General features: G+C 40.6%; 24 protein-coding genes. 19 read left to right on the top strand and 5 right to left on the bottom strand.

Annotated elements, in window-relative coordinates; genetic code table 11:
* A partial coding sequence (locus tag WAO38_RS11995) for a hypothetical protein (protein WP_422237406.1) occupies positions 1 to 988 on the bottom strand: 988 nt, incomplete at its 3' end.
* Positions 989 to 1,132: 144 nt separating this feature from the next.
* On the opposite strand from WAO38_RS11995, the gene WAO38_RS11990 reads away from it, so the two are divergent.
* Positions 1,133 to 1,552: a PAS domain-containing protein gene (locus WAO38_RS11990; RefSeq protein ID WP_422237404.1), complete on the top strand. Its 420-nt coding sequence runs from the start codon at positions 1,133 to 1,135 to the stop codon at positions 1,550 to 1,552.
* Here WAO38_RS11990 and WAO38_RS11985 read toward each other — a convergent pair.
* Genes WAO38_RS11985 through WAO38_RS11975 form a run of 3 tightly spaced genes read right to left on the bottom strand, consistent with a single transcriptional unit; the run spans position 1,549 to position 4,351 of the window.
* Positions 1,549 to 2,853, bottom strand: a complete 1,305-nt coding sequence (locus WAO38_RS11985) for an MATE family efflux transporter (protein WP_422237402.1) — start codon at positions 2,851 to 2,853, stop codon at positions 1,549 to 1,551. The genes WAO38_RS11990 and WAO38_RS11985 overlap by 4 nt on opposite strands.
* A gap of 11 nt (positions 2,854 to 2,864) precedes the next feature.
* On the bottom strand, positions 2,865 to 3,149 hold the full coding sequence (locus WAO38_RS11980; RefSeq protein WP_422237400.1) for a hypothetical protein: 285 nt from the start codon (positions 3,147 to 3,149) through the stop codon (positions 2,865 to 2,867).
* On the bottom strand, positions 3,146 to 4,351 hold the full coding sequence (locus WAO38_RS11975; RefSeq protein WP_422237398.1) for an MFS transporter: 1,206 nt from the start codon (positions 4,349 to 4,351) through the stop codon (positions 3,146 to 3,148). The genes WAO38_RS11980 and WAO38_RS11975 overlap by 4 nt, the downstream gene beginning before the upstream one ends.
* 92 nt (positions 4,352 to 4,443) lie before the next feature.
* On the opposite strand from WAO38_RS11975, the gene WAO38_RS11970 reads away from it, so the two are divergent.
* The 18 genes from WAO38_RS11970 to WAO38_RS11885 all read left to right on the top strand — a co-directional run bounded on the left by WAO38_RS11970 (position 4,444) and on the right by WAO38_RS11885 (position 20,613).
* Positions 4,444 to 4,839 (top strand): flagellar protein FlaG, encoded by a 396-nt coding sequence (locus tag WAO38_RS11970; RefSeq protein WP_422237397.1) that lies wholly within the window; start codon positions 4,444 to 4,446, stop codon positions 4,837 to 4,839.
* Positions 4,840 to 4,893: 54 nt separating this feature from the next.
* On the top strand, positions 4,894 to 5,274 hold the full coding sequence (fliS, locus tag WAO38_RS11965) for a flagellar export chaperone FliS (RefSeq protein ID WP_422237396.1): 381 nt from the start codon (positions 4,894 to 4,896) through the stop codon (positions 5,272 to 5,274).
* Positions 5,255 to 5,509 carry a hypothetical protein gene (locus WAO38_RS11960; RefSeq protein ID WP_422237395.1) on the top strand — a complete coding sequence of 85 codons (255 nt, stop codon included), beginning with the start codon at positions 5,255 to 5,257 and terminating at the stop codon, positions 5,507 to 5,509. Before fliS ends, WAO38_RS11960 begins: the two co-directional genes overlap by 20 nt.
* Positions 5,510 to 5,597: 88 nt before the next feature.
* Positions 5,598 to 6,815, top strand: coding sequence for an argininosuccinate synthase (locus tag WAO38_RS11955; protein WP_422237394.1), 1,218 nt, complete (start codon positions 5,598 to 5,600; stop codon positions 6,813 to 6,815).
* Positions 6,816 to 6,831: 16 nt separating this feature from the next.
* Complete coding sequence (locus tag WAO38_RS11950) at positions 6,832 to 7,572, top strand: ferredoxin-thioredoxin reductase catalytic domain-containing protein (protein ID WP_422237392.1); 741 nt, start codon at positions 6,832 to 6,834, stop codon at positions 7,570 to 7,572.
* 12 nt (positions 7,573 to 7,584) lie between these two features.
* Positions 7,585 to 8,031, top strand: a complete 447-nt coding sequence (rplI, locus tag WAO38_RS11945; protein ID WP_422237390.1) for a 50S ribosomal protein L9 — start codon at positions 7,585 to 7,587, stop codon at positions 8,029 to 8,031.
* Positions 8,024 to 8,902 carry a GTPase Era gene (gene era, locus WAO38_RS11940; RefSeq protein ID WP_422237388.1) on the top strand — a complete coding sequence of 293 codons (879 nt, stop codon included), beginning with the start codon at positions 8,024 to 8,026 and terminating at the stop codon, positions 8,900 to 8,902. Before rplI ends, era begins: the two co-directional genes overlap by 8 nt.
* Positions 8,896 to 9,849 carry a L,D-transpeptidase family protein gene (locus WAO38_RS11935; protein WP_422237386.1) on the top strand — a complete coding sequence of 318 codons (954 nt, stop codon included), beginning with the start codon at positions 8,896 to 8,898 and terminating at the stop codon, positions 9,847 to 9,849. Before era ends, WAO38_RS11935 begins: the two co-directional genes overlap by 7 nt.
* Positions 9,850 to 9,851: 2 nt before the next feature.
* Positions 9,852 to 11,150: a M99 family carboxypeptidase catalytic domain-containing protein gene (locus tag WAO38_RS11930; RefSeq protein WP_422237384.1), complete on the top strand. Its 1,299-nt coding sequence runs from the start codon at positions 9,852 to 9,854 to the stop codon at positions 11,148 to 11,150.
* Between the two features lie 8 nt (positions 11,151 to 11,158).
* Positions 11,159 to 12,697 carry a hypothetical protein gene (locus WAO38_RS11925; RefSeq protein WP_422237382.1) on the top strand — a complete coding sequence of 513 codons (1,539 nt, stop codon included), beginning with the start codon at positions 11,159 to 11,161 and terminating at the stop codon, positions 12,695 to 12,697.
* A complete protein-coding gene (locus tag WAO38_RS11920; protein WP_422237380.1) occupies positions 12,694 to 13,329 on the top strand; it encodes a hypothetical protein in 636 nt (211 codons plus the stop codon). Before WAO38_RS11925 ends, WAO38_RS11920 begins: the two co-directional genes overlap by 4 nt.
* Positions 13,326 to 13,811 carry a hypothetical protein gene (locus tag WAO38_RS11915; RefSeq protein WP_422237378.1) on the top strand — a complete coding sequence of 162 codons (486 nt, stop codon included), beginning with the start codon at positions 13,326 to 13,328 and terminating at the stop codon, positions 13,809 to 13,811. The genes WAO38_RS11920 and WAO38_RS11915 overlap by 4 nt, the downstream gene beginning before the upstream one ends.
* Before the next feature lie 9 nt (positions 13,812 to 13,820).
* Positions 13,821 to 15,500, top strand: a complete 1,680-nt coding sequence (gene mshL / locus WAO38_RS11910; protein ID WP_422237376.1) for a pilus (MSHA type) biogenesis protein MshL — start codon at positions 13,821 to 13,823, stop codon at positions 15,498 to 15,500.
* A gap of 3 nt (positions 15,501 to 15,503) precedes the next feature.
* The gene (locus WAO38_RS11905) at positions 15,504 to 16,313 is read left to right on the top strand and encodes an AAA family ATPase (protein WP_422237374.1); all 810 of its coding nucleotides are present in this window, start codon (positions 15,504 to 15,506) and stop codon (positions 16,311 to 16,313) included.
* A complete protein-coding gene (locus WAO38_RS11900; protein WP_422237372.1) occupies positions 16,306 to 17,082 on the top strand; it encodes a tetratricopeptide repeat protein in 777 nt (258 codons plus the stop codon). The genes WAO38_RS11905 and WAO38_RS11900 overlap by 8 nt, the downstream gene beginning before the upstream one ends.
* The gene (locus WAO38_RS11895; protein ID WP_422237370.1) at positions 17,079 to 17,618 is read left to right on the top strand and encodes a hypothetical protein; all 540 of its coding nucleotides are present in this window, start codon (positions 17,079 to 17,081) and stop codon (positions 17,616 to 17,618) included. The genes WAO38_RS11900 and WAO38_RS11895 overlap by 4 nt, the downstream gene beginning before the upstream one ends.
* A 14-nt stretch (positions 17,619 to 17,632) precedes the next feature.
* Positions 17,633 to 19,369: a GspE/PulE family protein gene (locus WAO38_RS11890; RefSeq protein ID WP_422237368.1), complete on the top strand. Its 1,737-nt coding sequence runs from the start codon at positions 17,633 to 17,635 to the stop codon at positions 19,367 to 19,369.
* Entirely contained in the window at positions 19,366 to 20,613 is a 1,248-nt protein-coding gene (locus WAO38_RS11885) for a type II secretion system F family protein (protein ID WP_422237366.1), read from the top strand. Before WAO38_RS11890 ends, WAO38_RS11885 begins: the two co-directional genes overlap by 4 nt.
* A 7-nt stretch (positions 20,614 to 20,620) precedes the next feature.
* Here the strand turns inward: WAO38_RS11885 and WAO38_RS11880 are convergent.
* On the bottom strand, positions 20,621 to 22,673 hold a 2,053-nt coding region (locus tag WAO38_RS11880; RefSeq protein WP_422237364.1), incomplete at its 5' end, for an ATP-dependent helicase.

Genomic DNA, 22,673 nt, shown 5'->3' with positions numbered 1-22,673 from the left:
GCGCATACTTTTGGGCATTCAAGGCTGAAGCCACAGCTACATCGATTTGGGCGATCCAATCAATCGTATGGCGTATCAGGGCAACTTGTGATTCCAGCCACTGGCGTTCCTGAAAATGATTTTTGAGTTCAACATCCCATCCGTCCGCTAACATCTCCGAGGAAAGCAAATGAATCAGTTTATGTTTTAAACAGTAAGACTGAATTTCAATAATCATATTGAATGGCTGAAGAAAAGTGTCCACCTGATTCTCACGACGACTTTGTAGTTGCCACCATGAGAGCTCGATATCTCCAATTTTTTCCAAACGCTCTTTGAACCACAGTGCGTGAGGGTTGAGGGCTTCTATCCAATCCAATCGCCGATTGAGCTCACGAGAATCTCTAATCGGCAAAAAAAGACGATGACGGCCTAAACGCTGCCCCATAGGAGTAGACATGGTCAATAAAAGTTTGGTAATACTGGGGACTCTAAAATCGATTGCCGTCATTTCGAGTTGTTCGAGTGCATTATTACCCAATTCCATCAGTTCTGTTGTTTCCAGAAAAACAGGATGTGCATATGCGGTGGTATCCGTATCCTTCAGATAATGGGCAAAGAGTGCCAGTGCCTGTGCACAAAGCGGCCTTGTTTCGAGATTCAGATGTTCGATAGGCGTGAGGAGTGAGTGTACGTTAAATACTTTTTTAAACAGGGTGTTTTGCATAATTTTATCAAAGGTTCTTCCGTCATAAAGAACCTCAAACATGGCAAAATTGCTCGCAATCTCTTCAAACAAATGTTTTGAAGATGCCCCGATGACAAGACGACGGCTGTCCGTAACAAAAAGCAAATGCAAGACTTTATCTATCGCACCATAGGGATGCGAAGCCTCTGCTTCAATTTCACACATCCACCCTTTCAAACCATAAGGTTCAAACATCACTAATCCAATCGAATATCCGACGCCGTTATGATGGATATATAAAGCTGCCTGGGTTTCTAGCATTCGTGTACCGCCGCATCTGGTTATGATTTATAAGGATAATTATACTCATTCGTTCACAAAATAAATGTCGTTTAACTTTTATTTTAGTCATAATCGAGTTATAATCGCAATCTTATACTCTAATCTAAGTTTAGGACATATTTGATGAAACGCCCTACCCCAGTAAACGAAGAAGTTTTATTTGACGGACGAAGTTTGATTTCCGAAACCGACACCAAAGGTATTATTACCTACGTTAACCGTAAATTTACGGAGATGACAGGATACACAGCTGTAGAAGCTGTCGGTCAGCCGCATAGCCTTCTGCGCCATCCGGACATGCCAAAAGCAGGTTTTGAAGGGATGTGGAAAATCATCGAAAGCGGGAAAATTTGGGAAGGATACGTTAAGAATCTCCGTAAAGACGGAAAATTTTACTGGGTTGTCGTCCATATCGTCCCAAAACTCGATGAAGAAGGAACGATTATCGGCTACATCGCTTCACGAAAAATGCCCGATCGAAACCGTCTTAAAATTGTTGAGCAACAATATGCCGAATTGCTTGCTGCAGAGAAAAATGGTTAAACCTTATGGTTTAGCCACTCTTTTTTCCGATAAACTCTCCAAAACCACCATCCTTTAATGAACGTTTCAATTGTCATAGCAATATAAACTCCCAAAATTCCGCCTCCCGATTTTAGGACTAAATAAGATGGAATAATACGAAAAAGCCATAACGAACCTATCGAAATCCGCATACTCATCTTGGTCGCACCGGCACCTCGCAATGCACCGCTCAGAACAAATGTCATTGCAAGAGGTATTTGTGAGATCCCCACAAGCCGCAGATAGAGTGCCGCTTGATCCATTGTTTCCGGATCGTTGGTAAAAAACTGGATCATAAGTTCCGGAACAATGAGCAGGACAATCCCCACACTCCCCATAAAAACCATTGCTATTTTGGTGCTGAGAACTCCGGATGCATACGCATAATCATATTGCCGCGCACCGATGTATTGCCCTGCCAGTACCATAGCGGCTACCGAGAAACCAAAACCCGGCATGAATGCTAAAGCCTCTATCCGAAGTCCGATCTGATACCCTGCCAACGCCTCGGTACCCTGTGAAGCAATCATCATGACAAAGAGTAAAAAGGATGTTACCCCGACAACGCGTTCTACCGCTGCCGGAGTGCCGATAACAATCATTTTTTTGAAATCTCCCAAAGTAAAAATCGGATAGATATCCAAGACCCCGCCTTTTCGTAGTAAAAGCCATCCATACAGCACAACATTAAATCCATAGGCACATACGGTAGCATAAGCCGCTCCCTCTACTCCCATCGCTTCGAATCCGCCATGCCCGAAAATGAAAAGATAATTCAATCCGCCGTTGAGCAATGCCGAAAAAATTTTGATGGCTAACGATGTTCGGGTATCCCCTGCTGCGGAAAGGGCATTATAAGCTAAGGTATCGAGAAAAATAAGTCCCATCCCTAAGGAGAGAATTCCAAAATATCCGCTGCCGAGGTCTACGACATCGCTGCTTGAGCCCATCCAGCGAAAAAAATCAGCCGAAAATATCCATCCGATCCCCCCGACAATTAAAGATCCGGCTAAAGCTACCCACATCCCGACGTATACCACTGCCGAAGCACGATTACGCCGTCCGCTGCCGATATATCGGGAAATCAACGCACTCGACCCGATAGCATAAACGCTCATTAAAGCCTGAATCACCATCAGAAACTGCATTGACAGTCCGACAGCCGCCAGTGCCGCAACACCCAGTGCACCCACCATTAGCATATCGATAAGAATCTGTACAATATCGAGCAAATGTTTCAGCGCGGCAGGAATCGCCAACTTCAGTACCCGATGTCTCATCATAAGTGTATTCAGTTTTGCAGCTTTTGTGCAATCTCGTTCATCACGTTGATCAGTTCTTCTTTGGTTTCATAACGCAGCTCGACACGATTGATCGGCACCTCGCCTACCGGGTCAAAATCACAAATCAGAACATAGGCTTCAAGTGTTATTTTATCTGCTTTCAGTTCCGCCCATTCCAGGGAGACCGAGGCACTTTCGCCCCCGGCATTGATTAATGCAGCAGGATACAGCCGGGTTATCTTCATTAAATCGATCTGCTTTCCGTTCGCTTCGAATATCATTTCATTGTTCATCCAATCTCCTTAAGATTATAGGTGCGTCGAATCCATCGATAATAGAGGGAAGCAACCATGAAAATACTCCCTAAAAGCAGGGTTATCATTCCCAATGAAATTCCCATGACCGCCAAGTAGCCGATTAATAAGGATGCAAATGCACCCACCCCTAAAAAGATCATATCGTTATAGGCTACGATACGCCCGTAAAAATCACTGTGTGTATGATGCTGCAAAAGCGTATAGGTATAAGACCATAAAGTCGTTGTCACAAATCCGACGGCAACCGAAGCCAGTAAAGAACCGTAAAAATCATCAATGAAAAAAGCCCATAACGCGAGGGCAACCGCTTCCGCAAGGAATAACCACCCCAGACGGGCATTATTTACCCAATGCCCTAAAACCATCGGACCGATAATCAGCCCAAGCGCACGCGCTGCATTTAGCAATCCTATTCCTAACGATACGGCAATGATTTGCGAATAATAATGTTTCGCAGCCAATGCGACCAGCGCATCGAATGCTGTAAACCCTAGTATCGCATGGAGCATCATTAAATGCAAAACAATTGGGTTAGTACGGATATAGGAAAATGCCTCTTTCATCATTCTGCTCAATTTCAATCCGCTTATCAAAAAATCAACCTCAATTTTTAACGTAGAAAGCAAGGCCAAGACGATAACAAACAAACTGGCATCCAAAAGAAATGCGGCCTTTACACCCACCCAATAAACGACTAAACCACTCATAGCCATCCCTAAAGTATACGAAAGTGACCAGATTATCGAGTGTATCTCATTCGCTATCTGAAGTGATTTTCCTTCTAAGATTCGTGGAAGCAGCGACATTTCAACGGTAAAATGGAAACTCGAAGCTCCCATCCGAATAAATACCAATAAATAAAGAAACCATAACATTCCCACATTATCAATGCTAATCAATGAAAGAGTACAAACAATTTCAATAAGGGTCAAAATAAGCATTAGGCGTTTCGGATGTATACGATCGATAATCACTCCGCTTAGAGGAGCTTGGAATACCCCGGGCAAAAAATGAAGTGCAGCCACCAATGCGATTGTTGCCGCATCGGCTCCCATCTCAATCAAAAGAGTATAGATGGCAACATTGCTAAACCATGCTCCAAAATAAGCAATCAGCTGAATAAGTGACAAGCGTCGAAGCAGCGGTTCGTTTCGTAAAAGAAGTAAATAACGTTTCATAATCGCAAGGGTATCATGCGATGCATTAAAGTTTTTATTTGCATGGACGATTTAGGAGAATAGATGTTTTAGATATGTTAAGGAGACCTGTCATGGAAATATTGCAAACGACTGCAAAAATGCAGCAAAGTCAAACCTCCATACCGAAAGCTGCAGCGACTGAATTACATAACACACAGAGTGTTCAAGAAATGCAGAAGTCACAAATCAACCAAGATAAAGTTGCTCAACTCAATAATGATGAAAAAACTTCAAAAGTTGCTTCTCAAGAACAAATGGATAAACTTATCAATGAACTTAACCGTTCACTGGATCCGTTTAACACTTCTTTACGGTTTGGTTTTGACAACACCTCGGATGATTTTTATGTATCTGTTGTTGAAACAAAAAGTAACCGCATGCTTAGACGTTTTCCGATTGAACAAGCCGAGCAATTGTTACCAAAAATGCAAGAAGTACAGGGGCTATTATTCGATCAAAAAGGATAATGACTCAAAAAAATATTTTATCAATAATATTTCGAATAAATCAAAGGAATTTTTATGCAAACCAATCTTGCCTATAATACATATGCCCAAAATAATATTGGGGTAGAGTCACCGGAAAAATTGATTCAAATGATGTATGAGGGCATATTACGTTTTAACATGCAAGCAAAACGCTCCATTTCCAGTAACGATATCGAAAGACGGACCTATTGGATCAATCGATCAAATGCTGTTCTAACAGAATTGATTAATATACTTGATTACAATCAAGGAGATATTACACACTATCTTTCAGGACTGTATACTTATCAGCTACGGCTTCTTGTAGAGGCAAATCTTTATAATGATTCCACTAAGCTCGATGAAGTAAGTCAGGTTTTCAAAGGCTTATTAGAAGCATGGAAAGAGAGTACCAATGTGGTCAACCAAGCTTAAAATAGCTCTGGTTCTCGAAGAAATCGATCAAATTTCCTCTTTGCTAGAGGAGATGCCCCAATTTGATACACTGGAACAAATGGAAGAAGCCGTCTATCTTCTATTGCAAAGCAAAACCCTCCTTGAACACCAAAAAAGTGAAACGGCACAAGCATTACAGCAGCTCAAAAATACTCTTGATTTTCTCAAATCCACCCAAGTAGAACCGCCTTCCACCTTAAATCTAAAATTTTAACGTTATTCTCACCCTTTTTTTGATAAAATCGCGCCATTCACTCCATAATCACTATTGGAGTCAGGGTATCAACGATAAGGATGCAGTTATGAAAAAAGAGGTTAAAAAAGTTGTTCTCGCCTATTCCGGCGGATTGGATACGAGTGTTATTTTAAAATGGCTTCAAGATGAATACAATTGTGAAGTTGTTACATTCACCGCCGATATCGGCCAAGGGGAAGAAGTTGAACCAGCTCGCGCCAAAGCGATCAGCCTCGGTATAAAACCTGAAAACATCTATATCGAAGATCTTCGTGAAGAGTTTGTCCGTGACTATGTTTTCCCAATGTTTCGTGCCAACGCGATTTATGAAGGAGAGTACTTGCTGGGAACATCAATCGCACGCCCTTTGATCGCAAAACGTCAAGCAGAAATTGCCCGTATTACGGGTGCTGATGCCGTCAGTCACGGCGCTACCGGAAAAGGGAACGACCAAGTCCGTTTTGAAATGGGTTATCTCGGACAAAACAGTGCACTTACCATTATCGCACCATGGCGGGAATGGGATCTAAACTCTCGTGAAAAGTTACTTGCCTATGCTGCAGAGCACGGTATTAAAATTGAAATGAGCGGTAAAAAATCTCCATATTCTATGGATGCCAATTTACTCCATATCTCCTATGAGGGAGGTATCCTTGAAGATCCTTCCGCTGAACCGGAAGAGAGTATGTGGCGCTGGACCGTATCACCTCAAAATGCACCGGATGAAGCAGAATATATTGAAATCGGCTATGAAAAAGGTGACCCGATCAGCCTTAACGGTAAAGCACTTTCTCCTGCAGTAATGCTCGAACAGCTCAACATTATTGCCGGACGCCACGGTATCGGTCGTGCCGATATTGTTGAAAACCGTTTCGTCGGCATGAAAAGCCGAGGATGTTACGAAACTCCGGGTGGCACGATCATGCTAAAAGCACACCGCGCTATTGAGTCATTGACTTTGGATCGCGAAGAAGCCCATCTTAAAGATGAGTTGATGCCTCGCTATGCGAAATTAATTTATAACGGATTTTGGTTTGCTCCGGAACGTGAAATGCTTCAAGCGGCTATCGATAAAACCCAACAAAATGTTTGCGGTAGCGTTCGTTTGAAACTGTATAAAGGTAACGTCATGGTTGTCGGACGCAGTTCTGACCTTTCATTGTTTAATCCGGAATACTGTACATTTGAAGAAGATTCAGTCTATGATCAAAAAGATGCCGGCGGTTTTATCAAACTCAACGCATTACGTTTCATTATTGCCGGTAAAGCACGAAAAAATAAATAATTTCAAGGAAGTAACAATGAGCATCATTAAAATCGATATGAATTCAGATGAATTCCAAGCCGAATTGGAAAAAACCATTAAATTTACCGATAAAGTCGTCAACCAATTCAATTGGGCATACAATCCCCAAGAAGAGATCAATGAAGGTGTTCAACTAGGACTTGCTCGTAATAAAATGATGTATAACAAACGTTTTTGTCCTTGTTATATGGTAGAAGAAGTAGACGGAAAATATCAAAGCAGCGATAACAGACTCTGTCCTTGTACCCCGGCAATTGAAAAAGAGATACCGGAAGAAGGTGTATGCCATTGCCAGATTTTTTGTACACCGGAGTTTGCAGCAGCCAAGCGAATGGAAATGGGAATTGAAGAAGTGACGCACCAACATTCTCGCGGACTCACCAAAGAAGAATGTGAAATGCTATTGACTAAAAGCGATATTGACAGTGATGAACTCACTTCCCTTTTCGAGGCCAGAGAACTTGGAATGGTCAACTTTAAAGTGGTAGACGTTCGCGAATGGATGGAATGGAAAATGGGACGTATCGCAGGTGCCGACGTACTTGTGCCGACCAGCAGCTTTTTCCAAACATTGACGGAATCAAACTTGGATAAAAATGAACATATTATTGTTTATTGTCATGTCGGCAGCCGAAGTGCACACTGCCAGCGGATCCTTGCAGATATGGGATACACCAAAGTCTCCAATCTCGCACACGGTATCGTCTCTTACGGCGGTCAAATCGTTCGAGGCTAAAAAAGGAATTATATGAAAGTTTTATTGACGAAAGATGTCAAAGGAGTCGGTAAAGCCGGCGAAATCAAAGAGGTAGCCGACGGGTACGGAAAAAACTTTTTGATCGGCAAAGGGTTAGCCCTCGCGGCAACTCATGAAGTTTTAAAAAAATATGAATCTGATCAACGTAAAAAAGCAGCCAATGATGCGGCAGAAATTGAACGTTTGAATGCGATTAAAACGAAACTGGCTGATCTTAAAGTCGTTATTCGTAAAAAACTCGGCGATACGGGTCATCTGTTCGGATCCGTCACCAAAGATGAAATCGCTCATGCATTGGCAGAGCAGCACGGCGTAGAGATTGATAAAAAAGAGCTAGATGCTAAACACGGCATTAAAACAACCGGTATACATGACTTAGATCTCAAACTCGGTCACGGTATCCATGCGACCCTTCATGTTGAGATCAAAGGTGAGTAAAGCAGGATTTGTCGCTCTTATAGGGCGCCCGAATGCCGGGAAAAGTACACTTATGAACTGGATTTTAGGGGAGAAGATTGCCCTCGTCAGTCAAAAAGCCAATGCAACCCGCAAACGATCCAATGCTATCGTTATGCATAAAGATGATCAAATCATTTTTGTGGATACACCAGGACTTCATCAAGCCGAAAAACTCTTGAACCAATACATGCTGGAAGAAGCCTTAAAGGCTATCGGAGATTGTGATATCGTCGTTTACCTGGCTCCGGCGTCCGATAAACTCAGCTATTATGAAAAATTCTTAGAGATTAACGGACAGAAACGCAAACATATCATCGTTCTTAGTAAAATCGACCAAGTCTCACAATCTGATTTATTGAAAAAAATCGGTGAATACAACCGCTACAGTGATCAATTCGAAGCCCTTATTCCCATGTCCGTTACTAAAAATGTCGGGAAAAATGACCTACTTGACACTATTGTTAAATATCTTGCTGAATCCCCATACCTATACGATCCTGAAAATATAACAACAGAAATGGTACGGGATATCTATAAAGAGTTTATCCGTGAAGCAATTTTTGATAATATCAGTGATGAAATCCCCTACGAATCCGATGTAATTATTGATAAAATCGATGAAGAAGCTCCCGTTGAACATATTAGAGCAACGATCATCGTTGAAAAAGAGTCACAAAAAGGAATTATTATCGGAAAAGGGGGAGTAGCTATCAAACGTATCGGAAAAAATGCCCGAGAAAAAATTGAACGGTTAGCTTCCAAACCAGTCTATCTTGAACTTTTCGTTTCCGTTAAAAAGGGATGGACTACCGATAAAAAATTTTTAAGCGATCTAGGATACGAATGGTAAAAGTTCTCGTTATTTCGATCATATCAACTTCGATGCTTCTCTCAGGAGATGTTATCACTCTCTATAAAAGCGGCGGTAAAAAGCTGCTTGAAAAAGAGATGAACAAGCCATCGTATTGGTCGGGATCACTTTTTAGCAAAGACCTTCGCTTCGGATATTTTGAACGTGCATTCTCTTTGCTAACCGTCAGTAAAGACAAAGGTTCTTTGGAACTCTATGCCCCTGATTCACGCCAGCAATTTTCTCTCAAAAAACGCTACAGCGCCTTTACCGGTAAAAATTCCGGAGATAAAAATATCGAAGGTGATCTTAAAACCCCTATTGGAATTTATACCTTTACGGAAAAGAAAAAAGTAGTTGATCAATTTTATGGGCCAATGGCTTTTGTGACATCGTATCCCAATTTCTATGACCGAATTCGCGGAAAAAGCGGGGACGGTATCTGGGTTCACGGCGTACCGCTGAGCGGTTCACGCGACCCCTTTACCCATGGATGTATCGCGATCAACAATAAAGACCTAATGCAGCTGGACAAAAGTATTAATCCATCCAATACTCTTTTAATTATTGACTCATCTTTAAAACAATGGGCTCAGCCTTCCGCTTATTCGGCGGTTTTAGCAGCCCTCTATCAATGGAAATCTGCATGGACCTATAATGATATCGAAGAGTATCTCTCCTTCTATGATCCTTCATTTAAGCGATACGACGGTATGAGTTTCAATCAGTTCAAATCCTACAAAGAACGTATTTTTTCCAAAGATGAAACTAAGAGCATCCTCTTTAATGATATCAATATCGTTCCATACCCCGGGGAGCAACGAAATCTGTTTTGGGTAACATTTAACCAAATCTACACCAGTGACAGTTATCATTTTAAAGGGAATAAATCCCTGCTGCTTCGTTTAAACACCAATCAAACCATCTCTATCCTAACCGAAGAATAACTTTGATCTTTCTACTTAGGATAGTAGTTACTATTCTCTTTACTGCTTCCCTCTATGCCCTACCTTTCAGTATTGTCAAAAAAGAGACGGACATTCAGCATACTCCCACCCTCCTTGTTATTGGCGGTATCCATGGAAATGAGCCCGGAAGTTACTTTGCAACCGCGTTATTATCGGAATATTACACGATCAAAAAAGGAAATTTGTGGATTATCCCCGATCTTAACAGACTGAGTATTCAACGAAACAGTCGAGGCATTAACGGTGATATGAATCGCAAATTTGCAGAAATCGGTTCTCATGATCCTGATTTAAATATTGTCACCGAAGCTCAGAAAATCATTACAGAACCTCAAGTAGGACTTATTTTAAATCTGCATGACGGACATGGTTTCTATCGAAAAGAGTACCAAAACACTATTTTCAATCCTAATGCATGGGGGCAGACTTGTGTAATTGATCAAGGAATACTTGAGGGTATTCAGCCTTTTGGCAACTTAAATGAAATTGCATCCAAAGTGAGTCAACTGCTCAATGGAGAGTTGATTGAAACCCATCATTTGTTTGACGTACGCAATACCAATACCCGCTTTGACGACGAAGCAATGCAACATTCATTAACCTACTTTGCTGTAACCCATAATAAGCCGGCATTTGCGATAGAAACAAGCAAAAATTTGCCGACACTCCCGCTTAAAGTTTTCTATCAGCTTCGGGCTATTGAAAGCTATATGAAAATTATGGGCATTGAATTTCAATCTTCTTTTAACCTGACTCCTGAAAACATTGAAAAAATTCTTGACACCCCTGGAAATGTAACAATTAACAATAATATTTATTTAAATCTAAAAAATTTAAAAAACAGTTTAAGTTTCATTCCGCTACAATCAGTACAGAACGATTTCAAGTTTTCCCATCCATTGGGGAGCGTTCAAAGGAATAAAAATGGATATGATCTTTTTATTGGCAACCGGAAGATAAGTACTCTTATTCCCAGTTATCAAAGAGAAGACAATCGATCGTTATCAACAACGATCGCGATCGACGGTGAACCTAAAAATATCGAATTTGCTACAGATTTTTTTGCAAGTGCCGATTTTAAGGTTATCAATCATGATCCGGATACACGAGTGAATATCATTGGCTTTACCAAACAAGGAGTCAAAGATGAAAGTAACTTGCGTATCACTTTGAATGATTTGGATTTCAAATACTCTATAGATACTTTACATAAAAGCTACCGAATAGAGTTTTACCGGCAAAACTGCTTCTGCGGAATGGTTCTTGTACATTTTAAATAGGAAAGAGGATGAGTAAACACCAACAGCAAACCTATTCGACCATCGTATCAGCCAACCCCTACAAAGGGGATTATTATGTTGGAACATTCAATACAATATCAAGTAGCGCTTCTCCTTCTTTTTCAAAAGAGCAATATGCCGTCTCTTTTTTAAATACCAAAGGGTTTATATCAACCCTTATTGGAATTAGTAAAAATATACCTGACGATGATATTTACGACGCTCTGGAAAACAAGGTATATGAAGAACTTGCCTTGGATATGGCGGTTGAATACCATATTCGATATGTTGAAGCAATTCAAAGAAGCACCGAGAGCGAGCGTTTTTTCCATGTATTTGTCGTTGACCCTCTAACACTAGAGCAAGAATATGTCAAAGTGATCGAGGCAATTAAATACATAGATCAAATTGTTCCAGTACCTTTATTATTAAAATCTCTGTATGTCAAAGAGTTGATTGATTCTTCCGATGTCCACTGTTTTATCTATTTTCAAGAGAATGACGCTTTTTTCTGTATTTATAATCAACAAGAATTTGTTTATGCAAAATCACTTAAATTTTCACTCGTTCAAATGCATGAACGTTTTTGCGAACTGCTGGGTGAACAAATTGAGTATAGCAATTTTGCCGCAATGCTTGCCAATGAAGGTTTAAACAGTTCAACTCCGGATTACCAAAAAAATCTCATTAAACTCTTTGGAGAAATTTTTCTCCATGTCAGTGACATTATGACCTATGCAAAAAGAGCTTATGAGATTAACCGTTTTGATGAAATTTTTATCGGCACCAGTGTAGGTAATATCCTTGGGCTTGATGAATACGCACAAACTTATCTTGGATTGAAAACAGCCCCTTTTGATTTTAATTATGGATTTAATACCAATGGATCAAATGTAGATCAAATCCACCAGTTAATGCACTTGTATGGACGTCTTCAAGCCGAAGAACGTTATAGCTGTAACTTCACGGTATATCATCGCCCTCCGCCTTTTGCCAAGCGTGAAAGCGGAAAACTTATTTTGGTTGTTGCGGCTGCACTATCAGCCGCACTGCTTTATCCGGGTGTGTATTGGGGATTATCCTACATTGAAGAATTCCACCATGCAGTCTTAACCAAAGAGTACGAACAAGTACACATTGATAAAATGACACGGGAAGCAACTATTAATCTAAAACTTGCCAATAAAAATGCGGCTCAAGTTCTTCTAGATGAACAAAAAGCCGCTTACAAGCAAAAACAAGACACGTTAATACAAGTAAATGAGAAAAAAGTAAATTATCCGATGAAATCGAAAATCATGGCAGATTTTACCCGAAGTTTCAATCAGTACCATGTACAGCTTAAAAGTATCAGCTACAATGAAGATACAAACAATAGCAAAATGTTTACGTTCGGATTGACATCATCATCAACACAAGATATTACGGCTCTGTTAAAACACTTAACGGATATCAAGCGTGAAAAATATAATTTCAATCTTGAACTCATCTCCTATGACGAAGAAGACAAGTCTTATCTTAGTGAATTAAAGGCGGTCCTAAAATGAAATTACAAATAGAAGACTATCTTTATTCCCTTGATCAGTCTCTTTCCCTAAAGAGCGATCGTGACAAAATGATGTTATATGTAATGATTTTTGCCTCTTTATTTGCTTTTTCGTATTTGCTTTTTTGGAAAAGTTCCGAAGAAAGTTTTAAAATTTCTCACGAGAAAGCGCTTAAAGTAGAAAATGATCTTAATATAGATAAACAATATTTAAATGCGAATCCCCCTGAACGCATTACTCAAATTGAGCAAGAAACCGTTGAAATAGAAAAACAGCATGCTCTTTATATTCAATATAATGCCTATATCAAAGAACAGCTTGAGCAAATTTCATCTTTATATTATGATGAAAAAGTATGGGGTTCCTATCTTGATTCTATATCACGATATGCACGATCTTACAATATTAAATTAGCTCAGTTTGGCAATACTCTCCAAACGGATAATAATTCTTTTGGACATGTTCTAGATATCAAAATCGCTTCTGAAGGGCCTTACAAAAATACCCTCAAATTTATCAATGCACTTGAACAGAGTCAGCTTGTAGTTGATTTACACGACTTTAATCTTAAAGCAGGTGAAAAGCTCAAAGGGGATTTAAATATCTCAGTATGGGGGATTGTAAGACAATGAAAAAGTACCTACTTTTGGGGTGTATTAGCTTCATTTCGCTAAGTGCTGCGGTAATGCCTGTTACTGCTAATAATGTCCCCACATCACAAGAAGATAAAGAGTTAGCTTGGGTCGATGAACAAATTCAAGCTATATTACCGGCACGTGTCGGTATACCTGAAGGTTTTATCAACTCATTGCGTGACCCGATGAAAATGAAAAAGCCTACACCTGTTGCCAGTAGTGGATCCAAACTTCTTGCTCCTCCGAAACTAGGCAGTATGCTTCAGCCGAAAGCAATCGAAGAGCCTTTGCGTCTTTTGGGGATTATGAACAAAACGGTACTAATAAGCGGAAAATGGTATAAAGTAGGAGATAAAATCCGAAACTTTACCTTATCCGAAGTAAAACAAAATTCCGTTTTGTTAACCGGTAAAAAAGATCAAAAACTCATTTTGTTTTTAACCAAACAAAATAATAATATTAAAATCACCACGAAATAGGAAAGTATCATGACATCTGTAATTAAACACCATACACGAGCGTTTATGTTATCTGTTGCCACGGCCGCCCTCTTATCGCCTGCATTACAGGCAGATTGCACCTATGAGCTTTTCAATATCTCTTCTGTCAAAGGGACGAGTGTCGGAGAATTTGTGGATCAACTCAGCGAAGAGTGCGGTATGAGTGTCATCGTAACCGATGAAGAAGCCGAAGCTGTTTTAAAAAGACCGATGAATAAAACTTTTTTGAAGAACCTGACCATCAATGAAGTATTGGATCTCATTATCAAAGAAAACAATTTGCAATATACATTGCAAAACAATGTACTCAGAGTTTCTTACCTAACGACCAAGACCTATCAGCTTGATTATATTATCGGTGAACGAAAAGGGGAAGGGAGTACAAATATACGATTGAGCTCCAATACAGGCCAAAGTGCCGGACAGGCTTCCGGTGCCGGAACTGCAAGCACCTCTGGCACCGGTTCATCATCTGAATCAGGGACCAATATCTCTTCGAAAGATGAGGTCAAATTTTGGAATGATCTAGACAATGAAATTAAAAACATCCTCAGCCGACCAGAAGATGATTACCGACAAAAAAACAATACATCAGACACTAATTTAACGGGCGACCTTCATAATGTTTATATTAACAAAGGGGCTGGACTGGTCACCGTTACCGCAACCGCCAAACAAATGAAGCGTTTGGACCAATATATCCAAGATCTGCAAAAGAAAATGCAGACACAAGTGATGATCGATGTAAAAATGTACAGTGTTGTTTTCTCAGACGGAAGTACAACCGGTATCGATTGGTCCCAGCTTTATGCTCTGCAAAATATTGACATTGGCTTTAACCAATACAATACTCATAATGTAACAAGTTTTGAAGGATCAGGAGGCAGTAGTTCAGGGACAAGTAGTAATATCATTGCCCCAATTACAACACTTACTGGAGTACCTAACAGTAATATGAGTATTTTCCAGCTAGGGATCAAAGGTCATTTAGGAGAAGTTTTAAAATTTCTAAAGACTCAAGGGGATGTATATGCTATCTCAAATCCTAAAATATTAACACTAAACAATCAACCGGCCCTTATTACTTCGGGAACAGAATTGTTTTATAAAACGACAAGCACTTCCACTCTCGCCGGTGGAACGACAGGCGAACAAGCGACATCCGAAATTGTTAGTTCTGTCTTTTCAGGAGTATTGCTTGATATTACCCCTGAGATTTCCAATGACGGAAGTATAACCTTGCGTATCAATCCATCGGTTTCAGATGTTGCAAGTCAACTCTCCACCGATAATTCAACCCGTTCTATGCCGCCGGATTTAAGCCGACGCCAAATTTCATCAGTCGTTACCGTTAAAGATGGCAGTACCATCATCATGGGGGGATTGATCAATACCAAAAATGATGTCTCTTCCAATAAAATCCCACTTCTCGGTGACATACCGGGTCTGGGCTGGCTGTTTAAACATGAAGGTGTAACGAAGAAAACAGAAGAAATGGTTATCGTTATTGAACCGCATATTGTCAGAAAAGACGGTTCCAATCTAAAGATATCTGATTTGGGATATACCCATATCGGAACAGCTATTGAAAAAGAGCATTTAGAAAAATCTGATCTTGCCAAGCAACAAATAGAAGAAGTGAATGAGATGAAAGGCGAATCCAAATAACGAATGGAGAATTCCCTTTTCTCAAAACCGCGCGATCTTTTTATTGACATAGTCAATCCTCGTGATTATGTCCAGATTGACAGCGTTTCACATATGTACCAATCACTCAAAGATTCGGTACAAAAACCGTTGAAAATGATTTTGCTGTATGGCAGACCGGGCACAGGGAAAAGCATGCTGCTGCATAAATTGCATCATGACCTCTCCAAACATCAAAAAGTCTACATGGTCTCAACGCCTATAGTCGATGAAGATGATTTTTTGCGTGTACTGGCGCAAAATATTTTTGGTTATGCCCCACGTGAGACAATGACTCTCAACCGATTTTTAGAGTTAGCAGAAGCTCTAAATCTTAGCCATATTCCTATTGTACTGCTAGATGAAGCCCAACTTTACAGTGCTTCTTTAATGGAAAAAATCCGCCTTATTTCTGATGCCAGAGCCATTAAATTCGTTATCACTCTTCATAAGACCGATAAAGAAGAGATCATTGCGAAAGAGCATTTTCAAACTCGGATATGGGAAAGTATAGAACTCAAAAATGCCTCTGCCGATGAGCTTAAGATATATATTCAAAAAAAGCTTCTCAAAGCAAACTGTTTCGATGTCGCCAATATGTTTAATGATAAGAATATGAAGTTGATGACAGCCCTGACCAAAGGGAATTATCGGGATACGAACAAGTTGCTTTTTTCACTGTTTAGCCTTTACTGTTGGTATGAAGAGAATACCCCTTCTCTCATCAAATATAATTCAATCAAACCTAAATGGATCGAAATGGCGGCCATCCACACAGGATTAATCGATGCTTGATATTAAAAATTTAGAGCGGCGCTGGCTCAAATACAAGATCAAGTCCTTATCTCCTTATATTCTGATTTTCTTTCTATCATTATCCCTGTTGAGCGGAGTTTCATTGTGGTTGACTGATAACAAGCCCAGCCATCAAAATAGCCTAATTGCTAAAAATCCCGTTCCTTCTCCACAAACAGCAGAAGTACCACCTATTCCCAATGTTGATGAAAATATAACGGTCTTGGAACCTTCTATGGATTTTGTTCAATCTTTTCAAAATATCCCCGCTCCGACTGAAATGGCAGCAGTATCCCAACCAACAACCGTTCTAATCAAACAACCTGTCCAACAGCAGCAGCCTATCCAACAACAACCTGCTGCACCAAAAACATTGATAATGCCGGAATATAAACCTTCTCCGGCTGTTGCACCAGTATCGAAAACCGTAATCAATGATAAGGCGCTTTCCATCAATCGAAATGAATCTAAACTGGAGATAGACGATTTATTATCTCGATTCAAAGAAACCTCGAATGCCAATCTTGGTCTCTTTATCGCCCGATATTATTATGAACACGGTAACTTTAATGAATCGTATAACTACGCTTTGAAAACAAATAATATTAATAATCGGATCGATGAAAGCTGGATCCTTTTTGCCAAATCCCTTATGAAACTCGGAAAAACGGATCAGGCTAAAAAAACACTTCAGCTCTACATCTCTCAATCCAATTCAGAAAATGCCCGAAGTTTATTAGACAGCATTGAAAAAGGAAACTTTAAATGAAATCCTTCCTTTTTTTACTCTTATTGTCTTTTACCTTGCTTGCAGATGCCGGACAAAAATTGTTTCAGCTGTATGAAAAAGGGATGTATGCGCAGGCATGCGATTATGGATACACCCTTTTTTCATCTAATGAGCATAATGAAGCCTTTGTTTCATTGGTCGGCTTTTCATGTTTGAAAGCTGATCAGATTGACCGTTTATCGCCCGTCATGTCATCTTTGTCACAGACCACGGACGCTCGTTCCAATAGCGCTTATTTCGCTCTCATTGTTATGCAGAAAAAGCTCCTGATGCAGGCGTTGTATGATAATAAACCGATTCGGAATGTTCAGTTTCCAACCAGCAGTTATCTCCTTTCAAAAATTTTCAACTCTTATGTCAAAAATCCAAAAAGCAATGACAGTATTAAAGAGTATCAAGATGCTCTCAATCCAAGACAAAGTTTTAGGCTTTATACAACGCAGATTAATGGACGAAAGAGCATAGCGATAGACGAATATTATGATAAAATATTAACAGTCCATCACGTATATTAAAAAAGGAATAGGATATGGATCGTATCACGCATGATTTACTCGAAAAACGCCATATCACACAACAACAAATTGATCGATTGACCTCCAGAGGAGTCCAAGACGATACCGTATTAGAGACATTGACGAAAGTCGGTGCCGTATCCATTAATTTTATTAAACGCTTTATTGTCGAACAAATTCGTCTTGGTCGATATGAGCTTTCAATTATTAAAAACTATCATTTTTTAGATGAGACATCGATATTATCCCATTTAGCTGAAGTCATCGAAGTTCCCTTTATCGATCTTGACTCGATTGACATGGACTATCGGCTAGTTGAAAAAATCCCTACAACACAGCTTAAACGCTACAATGCTCTTCCCATTTCACAAGATGACATGTACGTTATGGTTGTCTTTGCCGATCCTTTGAATATTGAAGCGCAGGAATCTATTCAACGTCTCTTTCCTCGGAAATCGCTCAAAATAGCGGTAGCAACCGAAAAACAAATCCAAACTTATTTGTTTAAAATGGAGCTAAAAGATAGTGTAAAAGAGCTTGTAGCCAATATTCGTAATGAATTACGTAATATAGGAACCATAGAAGAACAACAAGAGGCTTCATCAATTCTGCAGCTTATTGATGTCATTCTTAAAGCCTGCATTAAAGGGCGCGCAAGCGATATTCATATTGAACCGACAGAAAGAAACTGTGTCGTTCGCGGACGTGTCGACGGCAAACTCGCCGAGATCTTCATTTTTGACCGCGATATCTATCCCCCGCTTGCTTCACGAATCAAGCTTCTGGCTAATCTTGATATTGCCGAACGGCGTAAACCCCAAGATGGGCGCTTTTCTGCAATGGTCATGGATGCAGAGTTTGATTTTCGTCTCTCTACCCTTCCCATCATTTATGGTGAATCCATTGTTATGCGTATTTTGGATAAAACAAAAGCGTTGGTCAAGCTCGAAGATTCCGGTATGGATACCGAAAGCTATCAGAAACTGATTAAAGGGCTTCAGTCCCCATTTGGAATCATTTTGGTCACCGGCCCTACCGGAAGCGGAAAGACAACAACCCTCTATGGGGCACTGAATGAACTTCGTAATGTTGAAGACAAAGTCATTACCGTTGAGGATCCGGTTGAATATCGAATGAATCTTATTCAACAAGTTCAGGTCAATCCTAAAGTAGGACTCTCTTTCGCCGATGCCCTCAGATCAATCCTCCGTCAGGATCCGGACAAGATCATGATCGGGGAGATTCGCGATCATGAGACGCTCGAGATTGCAATCAAAGCAGCTTTGACCGGTCACTTGGTCATTTCAACTCTTCACACTAATGATGCGATCAGTGCAATACCGCGTATGTCGGATATGGGAATTGAACCGTATCTTATCAGTGGAGCACTTGTTGCGATTCAAGCGCAGAGGTTAGTACGAAGAATTTGTAATCATTGCAAGAAAGAAGTCGATATTCCCCAAAATATTCTCCAAGAATACAGTGCATTTATCCCTCCGCATACTGTTTTTTATGAGGGCGCCGGATGTAAAGAGTGTAATGGATCGGGGTACATGGGACGCGAAATGATTTGTGAGGTTCTCCCTATCACGGAAAATCTTTCAAGTATGATTGCGCGGAGTGCCTCTAAAGACGATTTGCTCAAAGAGGCTAAGAGGGAAGGGTTTATCGGGATGTTTGAAAACGGGATGGCGAAAGCGGTTCATGGAGTGACTACATTAGATGAAATATTAAGGGTGGCAAAAGGATGAAATACTTTATAGCGACAGTTCTCACTAAAGGGAAAAAGACGGAGCAAGGTTTTTATGCAGAAAGCAAAAAAGAGGCCCATTATTTAGCCAAAATTAAATACTCGGGGATGATTTTAAAAGTAGCGGAGGCTTCAGCCCCTCTTGAAGACCAATTTCGCCGCTTTAAAGAGAGCTTACTTTCCAATATCAGGAAACGCAAACTTAAACAAGACTCCCTTATCGCGGCTATCCGCCAACTCGCAGTTATGACCAATGCCGGAATATCCATCCATGATTCACTGAATGAAATTGCCGATGCAACGACGGATAAAACATTGCAGATCGTGTTAGGAACTATTGCAGAAGATATTAATGCCGGACACAGCCTCTCACAGTCAGCCGCTAAATTTTCTTTTGAATTGGGAAGTTTGTCCTTAGCAATGATTGAACTAGGGGAAAAAACCGGAAATATGGCAGAAGCCCTCCATAAACTTGCTGATATGCTTGAAGAAATTCGCCGAAATATCATTAAGTTTAAAAAAGCGATGGCATATCCTCGTAACGTCATGATTGCGATGGCTATTGCCTTTACCGTCTTGATTTCCTATGTTGTTCCTCAATTCAAAACGATATTTGAACAGTTGCATGCGGCACTTCCGCTGCCGACAAAAATTCTGTTATTTTTAGAACATCTTTTTAATACCTATGGGCTATATGTTCTTGCAGGAATTTTTATCTTTGTCTTTGTATTCCGATACATGCTTAATCATAATCGTAATTTTCGCTATAAATGGCATCAATTCTTACTGCGCGTTTATCTGATTAAAAATATTATCATGTTTGCGACACTTAACCGCTTTACCTTGGTTTTTTCCGAACTCGTACGAGCCGGTATCCCTATCGCCGAAGCACTGGAGACATCGATTGCGATGATCGATAATTTACCCCTGCAGGAAAAATTATTGACCGTGCGCCAAACTGTTGAAAAAGGGGGAACCCTTCACAACGGTTTAGCAGAGACGGGACTTTTTGAGAATATGATCATCCAAATGATATCTGCCGGAGAATCGAGCGGCCAGCTCGATGCCATGATGCAAAAAGTTATGGAATATTATAAAATGCGTTTCGATGCCATTATTGACGGCCTGTCCGAGGCAATTGAACCTATTATGCTTCTGATTATCGCTTGTATGGTTGTTTTATTGGCATTAGGTATTTTCTTACCGATGTGGGAAATGGGGAACGCCGTTCAGGGACGCCGTTAAGAGGATATCAATCCTCTTCGGTAGACCCTTTTGCAATCAAAGCCGTATATGTTTCATCTTTAGGAATCAGTCCTGCTTCAAATAAAAACTGGGAAGGGACGAAATTGCTTTTTTTGATTTTGTCGTATTTCGCATAACTCAAGAAAAGACGGTCCTTTGCCCGTGTAACGGAAACATAAAAGAGCCGTCTCTCCTCTTCAATACTTCCGCTGCGGTTCATCAGTTTTCGGTTCGGAAACCGTCCGTCCATTAAATCAATGACATAGACTTCCTGATATTCCAACCCTTTTGAGGCATGAATACTGAGAAGATGGACTCCCTCCCCTTGCGTCAAATCTTGCGAGCCCAGAACCATTGCATTCAAAAAGCGTTCATGATCTTTATACGGACGGGAAAGCTCAAATAAAATGGTGCATTTTCGACGGATCCGTTCTTGCGATTCAGTTTTTGCCCGTTCATCAATAGAACCGTTTTCTGTCATTGCACGACGCGTGGAAAGCATTTCAATCACATGACCGTACAAAGCTGAAACTGCTATTTTCTGAACAGCCGCCTTCGGTTCTTTAATATCCCGCAACTGGCGAAAAAGGGTAAATAAATCATATAAAAATGTAGCGGAATCCTTAGAGAGTTTCGCATGCTTTAAGATCGGATTCCCCATAAAATTCGGATCAAATCCAAGTTTTGCAAATCGCCCTGCACTTCCCATCTCAGCATAATCATCAAACAGACCCAACTGATGATTAAGACGCCGTTTTTCGAAAGGATTCGATATTTGTGAATCGGGAGAATACAATCCGCGGACGAATGATCCGTTCCCCAACTTTTGCAAAGCGACAAAAAGCTCTTTGGCGATGGCGCTTCCGATCCCTTTGGCATAATCAAACAAATGGATGAATGCCATCATGTCCGATTCATTGACCAGCAATGTATACATATCCAACAATGCTTTGATCTCTTTAGAATCAAAAAAGCTCGTCCCTCCACGCCGACGGCAAGGGATACCCAACTCGCGTAACGTTGCTTCAATCCCATCCGCTGAAGCATTGTTTCGAAAGATCACCGCGATCTCTTCACGCGGTGTTGATGAATCTCCGATTTTTTGAGCTATCCCGTGATACTGATCAAACAGTTCATCATAAATGAGCAAAGACGGGCTTTGCGCTTCAGCGGTTCGGGTCACTTCCAGTGCTTTGGGATAAATCCGTTCATTATAGGCGATAACCGTATTGGCCAGCGAAAGGATCGGGACGGTTGAACGATAATTTTTATTGAGGGTATAGACCTCAGCATCCGGAAAGTTCGTGGTAAAGGATCCGATGATAGAAATATCCGCACCATTAAAGGCATAAATACTCTGGTCGTAATCTCCGACGCAAAAGAGCGACGGCGGGCGCATCGCATTAATCAATGTCCCCTGCAGAGCATTCGTATCCTGGTACTCGTCAATCAAAACCTCTTTGTATCCCAAATCACTCCCCAGTGCAAGATCGCGCATATGCAGCAGTAAATCATTAAAGTTAACAAATCCGTACTCTTTTTTCAACGCTTCGAACTCATCAATGATATCGGCATAGATAGCGGCATACACGGCATGCTCATCTTGACGGGTCAATATCCACTCTTCAAAATTTACGCTCAACTCCGTATTTTGATAAAATGAGTAAACATCGTAAAGGTAATTGGCCCCATATGCCGATGTCGCACAATCGATGTGGCTAAAAGTCCGTTTTTCATAGACACTTCGAAAAAGTGTTTTAAGTTCGCGCGGCTGTTTGAGAACGACTTTCCCCTCTTTACGTTTAAGCCAGCGATAGCTGACCGCATGAAAGGTCCCTGCATCGATTTTTGAAGCTATCTCTCTGCCAAAAAATATGGCGACCCTCTCAACCATTTCCTGGGCAGCTTTGTTGGTAAAAGTAAGGAGCAAAATTTGTTCGGGTTTAACGTTTTGAGAGATAAGATGAGCGATACGTCCAACAATCGTGGAAGTTTTACCCGTACCGGCAGAAGCAATAATAAGATTGTGACCATACGGAGCGGTTGCCGCAGTATATTGC

Source organism: Sulfuricurvum sp., assembly GCF_049277495.1.
Taxonomy (GTDB): Bacteria; Campylobacterota; Campylobacteria; order Campylobacterales; family Sulfurimonadaceae; genus Sulfuricurvum.
The sequence above is the reverse complement of the archived record's forward strand: the minus strand, read 5'-3'. Positions and strand labels throughout refer to the sequence as shown.

What these genes read in the sequence shown, in the direction of transcription:
- WAO38_RS11990 (WP_422237404.1), top strand. Translation starts at nt 1,133, where the DNA reads ATGAAACGCCCTACCCCAGTAAACGAAGAAGTTTTATTTGACGGACGA.
- WAO38_RS11985 (WP_422237402.1), bottom strand. Translation starts at nt 2,853, where the DNA reads ATGAGACATCGGGTACTGAAGTTGGCGATTCCTGCCGCGCTGAAACAT.
- WAO38_RS11980 (WP_422237400.1), bottom strand. Translation starts at nt 3,149, where the DNA reads ATGAACAATGAAATGATATTCGAAGCGAACGGAAAGCAGATCGATTTA.
- WAO38_RS11975 (WP_422237398.1), bottom strand. Translation starts at nt 4,351, where the DNA reads ATGAAACGTTATTTACTTCTTTTACGAAACGAACCGCTGCTTCGACGC.
- WAO38_RS11970 (WP_422237397.1), top strand. Translation starts at nt 4,444, where the DNA reads ATGGAAATATTGCAAACGACTGCAAAAATGCAGCAAAGTCAAACCTCC.
- fliS (WP_422237396.1), top strand. Translation starts at nt 4,894, where the DNA reads ATGCAAACCAATCTTGCCTATAATACATATGCCCAAAATAATATTGGG.
- WAO38_RS11960 (WP_422237395.1), top strand. Translation starts at nt 5,255, where the DNA reads ATGTGGTCAACCAAGCTTAAAATAGCTCTGGTTCTCGAAGAAATCGAT.
- WAO38_RS11955 (WP_422237394.1), top strand. Translation starts at nt 5,598, where the DNA reads ATGAAAAAAGAGGTTAAAAAAGTTGTTCTCGCCTATTCCGGCGGATTG.
- WAO38_RS11950 (WP_422237392.1), top strand. Translation starts at nt 6,832, where the DNA reads ATGAGCATCATTAAAATCGATATGAATTCAGATGAATTCCAAGCCGAA.
- rplI (WP_422237390.1), top strand. Translation starts at nt 7,585, where the DNA reads ATGAAAGTTTTATTGACGAAAGATGTCAAAGGAGTCGGTAAAGCCGGC.
- WAO38_RS11935 (WP_422237386.1), top strand. Translation starts at nt 8,896, where the DNA reads ATGGTAAAAGTTCTCGTTATTTCGATCATATCAACTTCGATGCTTCTC.
- WAO38_RS11925 (WP_422237382.1), top strand. Translation starts at nt 11,159, where the DNA reads ATGAGTAAACACCAACAGCAAACCTATTCGACCATCGTATCAGCCAAC.
- WAO38_RS11920 (WP_422237380.1), top strand. Translation starts at nt 12,694, where the DNA reads ATGAAATTACAAATAGAAGACTATCTTTATTCCCTTGATCAGTCTCTT.
- WAO38_RS11915 (WP_422237378.1), top strand. Translation starts at nt 13,326, where the DNA reads ATGAAAAAGTACCTACTTTTGGGGTGTATTAGCTTCATTTCGCTAAGT.
- mshL (WP_422237376.1), top strand. Translation starts at nt 13,821, where the DNA reads ATGACATCTGTAATTAAACACCATACACGAGCGTTTATGTTATCTGTT.
- WAO38_RS11905 (WP_422237374.1), top strand. Translation starts at nt 15,504, where the DNA reads ATGGAGAATTCCCTTTTCTCAAAACCGCGCGATCTTTTTATTGACATA.
- WAO38_RS11900 (WP_422237372.1), top strand. Translation starts at nt 16,306, where the DNA reads ATGCTTGATATTAAAAATTTAGAGCGGCGCTGGCTCAAATACAAGATC.
- WAO38_RS11895 (WP_422237370.1), top strand. Translation starts at nt 17,079, where the DNA reads ATGAAATCCTTCCTTTTTTTACTCTTATTGTCTTTTACCTTGCTTGCA.
- WAO38_RS11890 (WP_422237368.1), top strand. Translation starts at nt 17,633, where the DNA reads ATGGATCGTATCACGCATGATTTACTCGAAAAACGCCATATCACACAA.
- WAO38_RS11885 (WP_422237366.1), top strand. Translation starts at nt 19,366, where the DNA reads ATGAAATACTTTATAGCGACAGTTCTCACTAAAGGGAAAAAGACGGAG.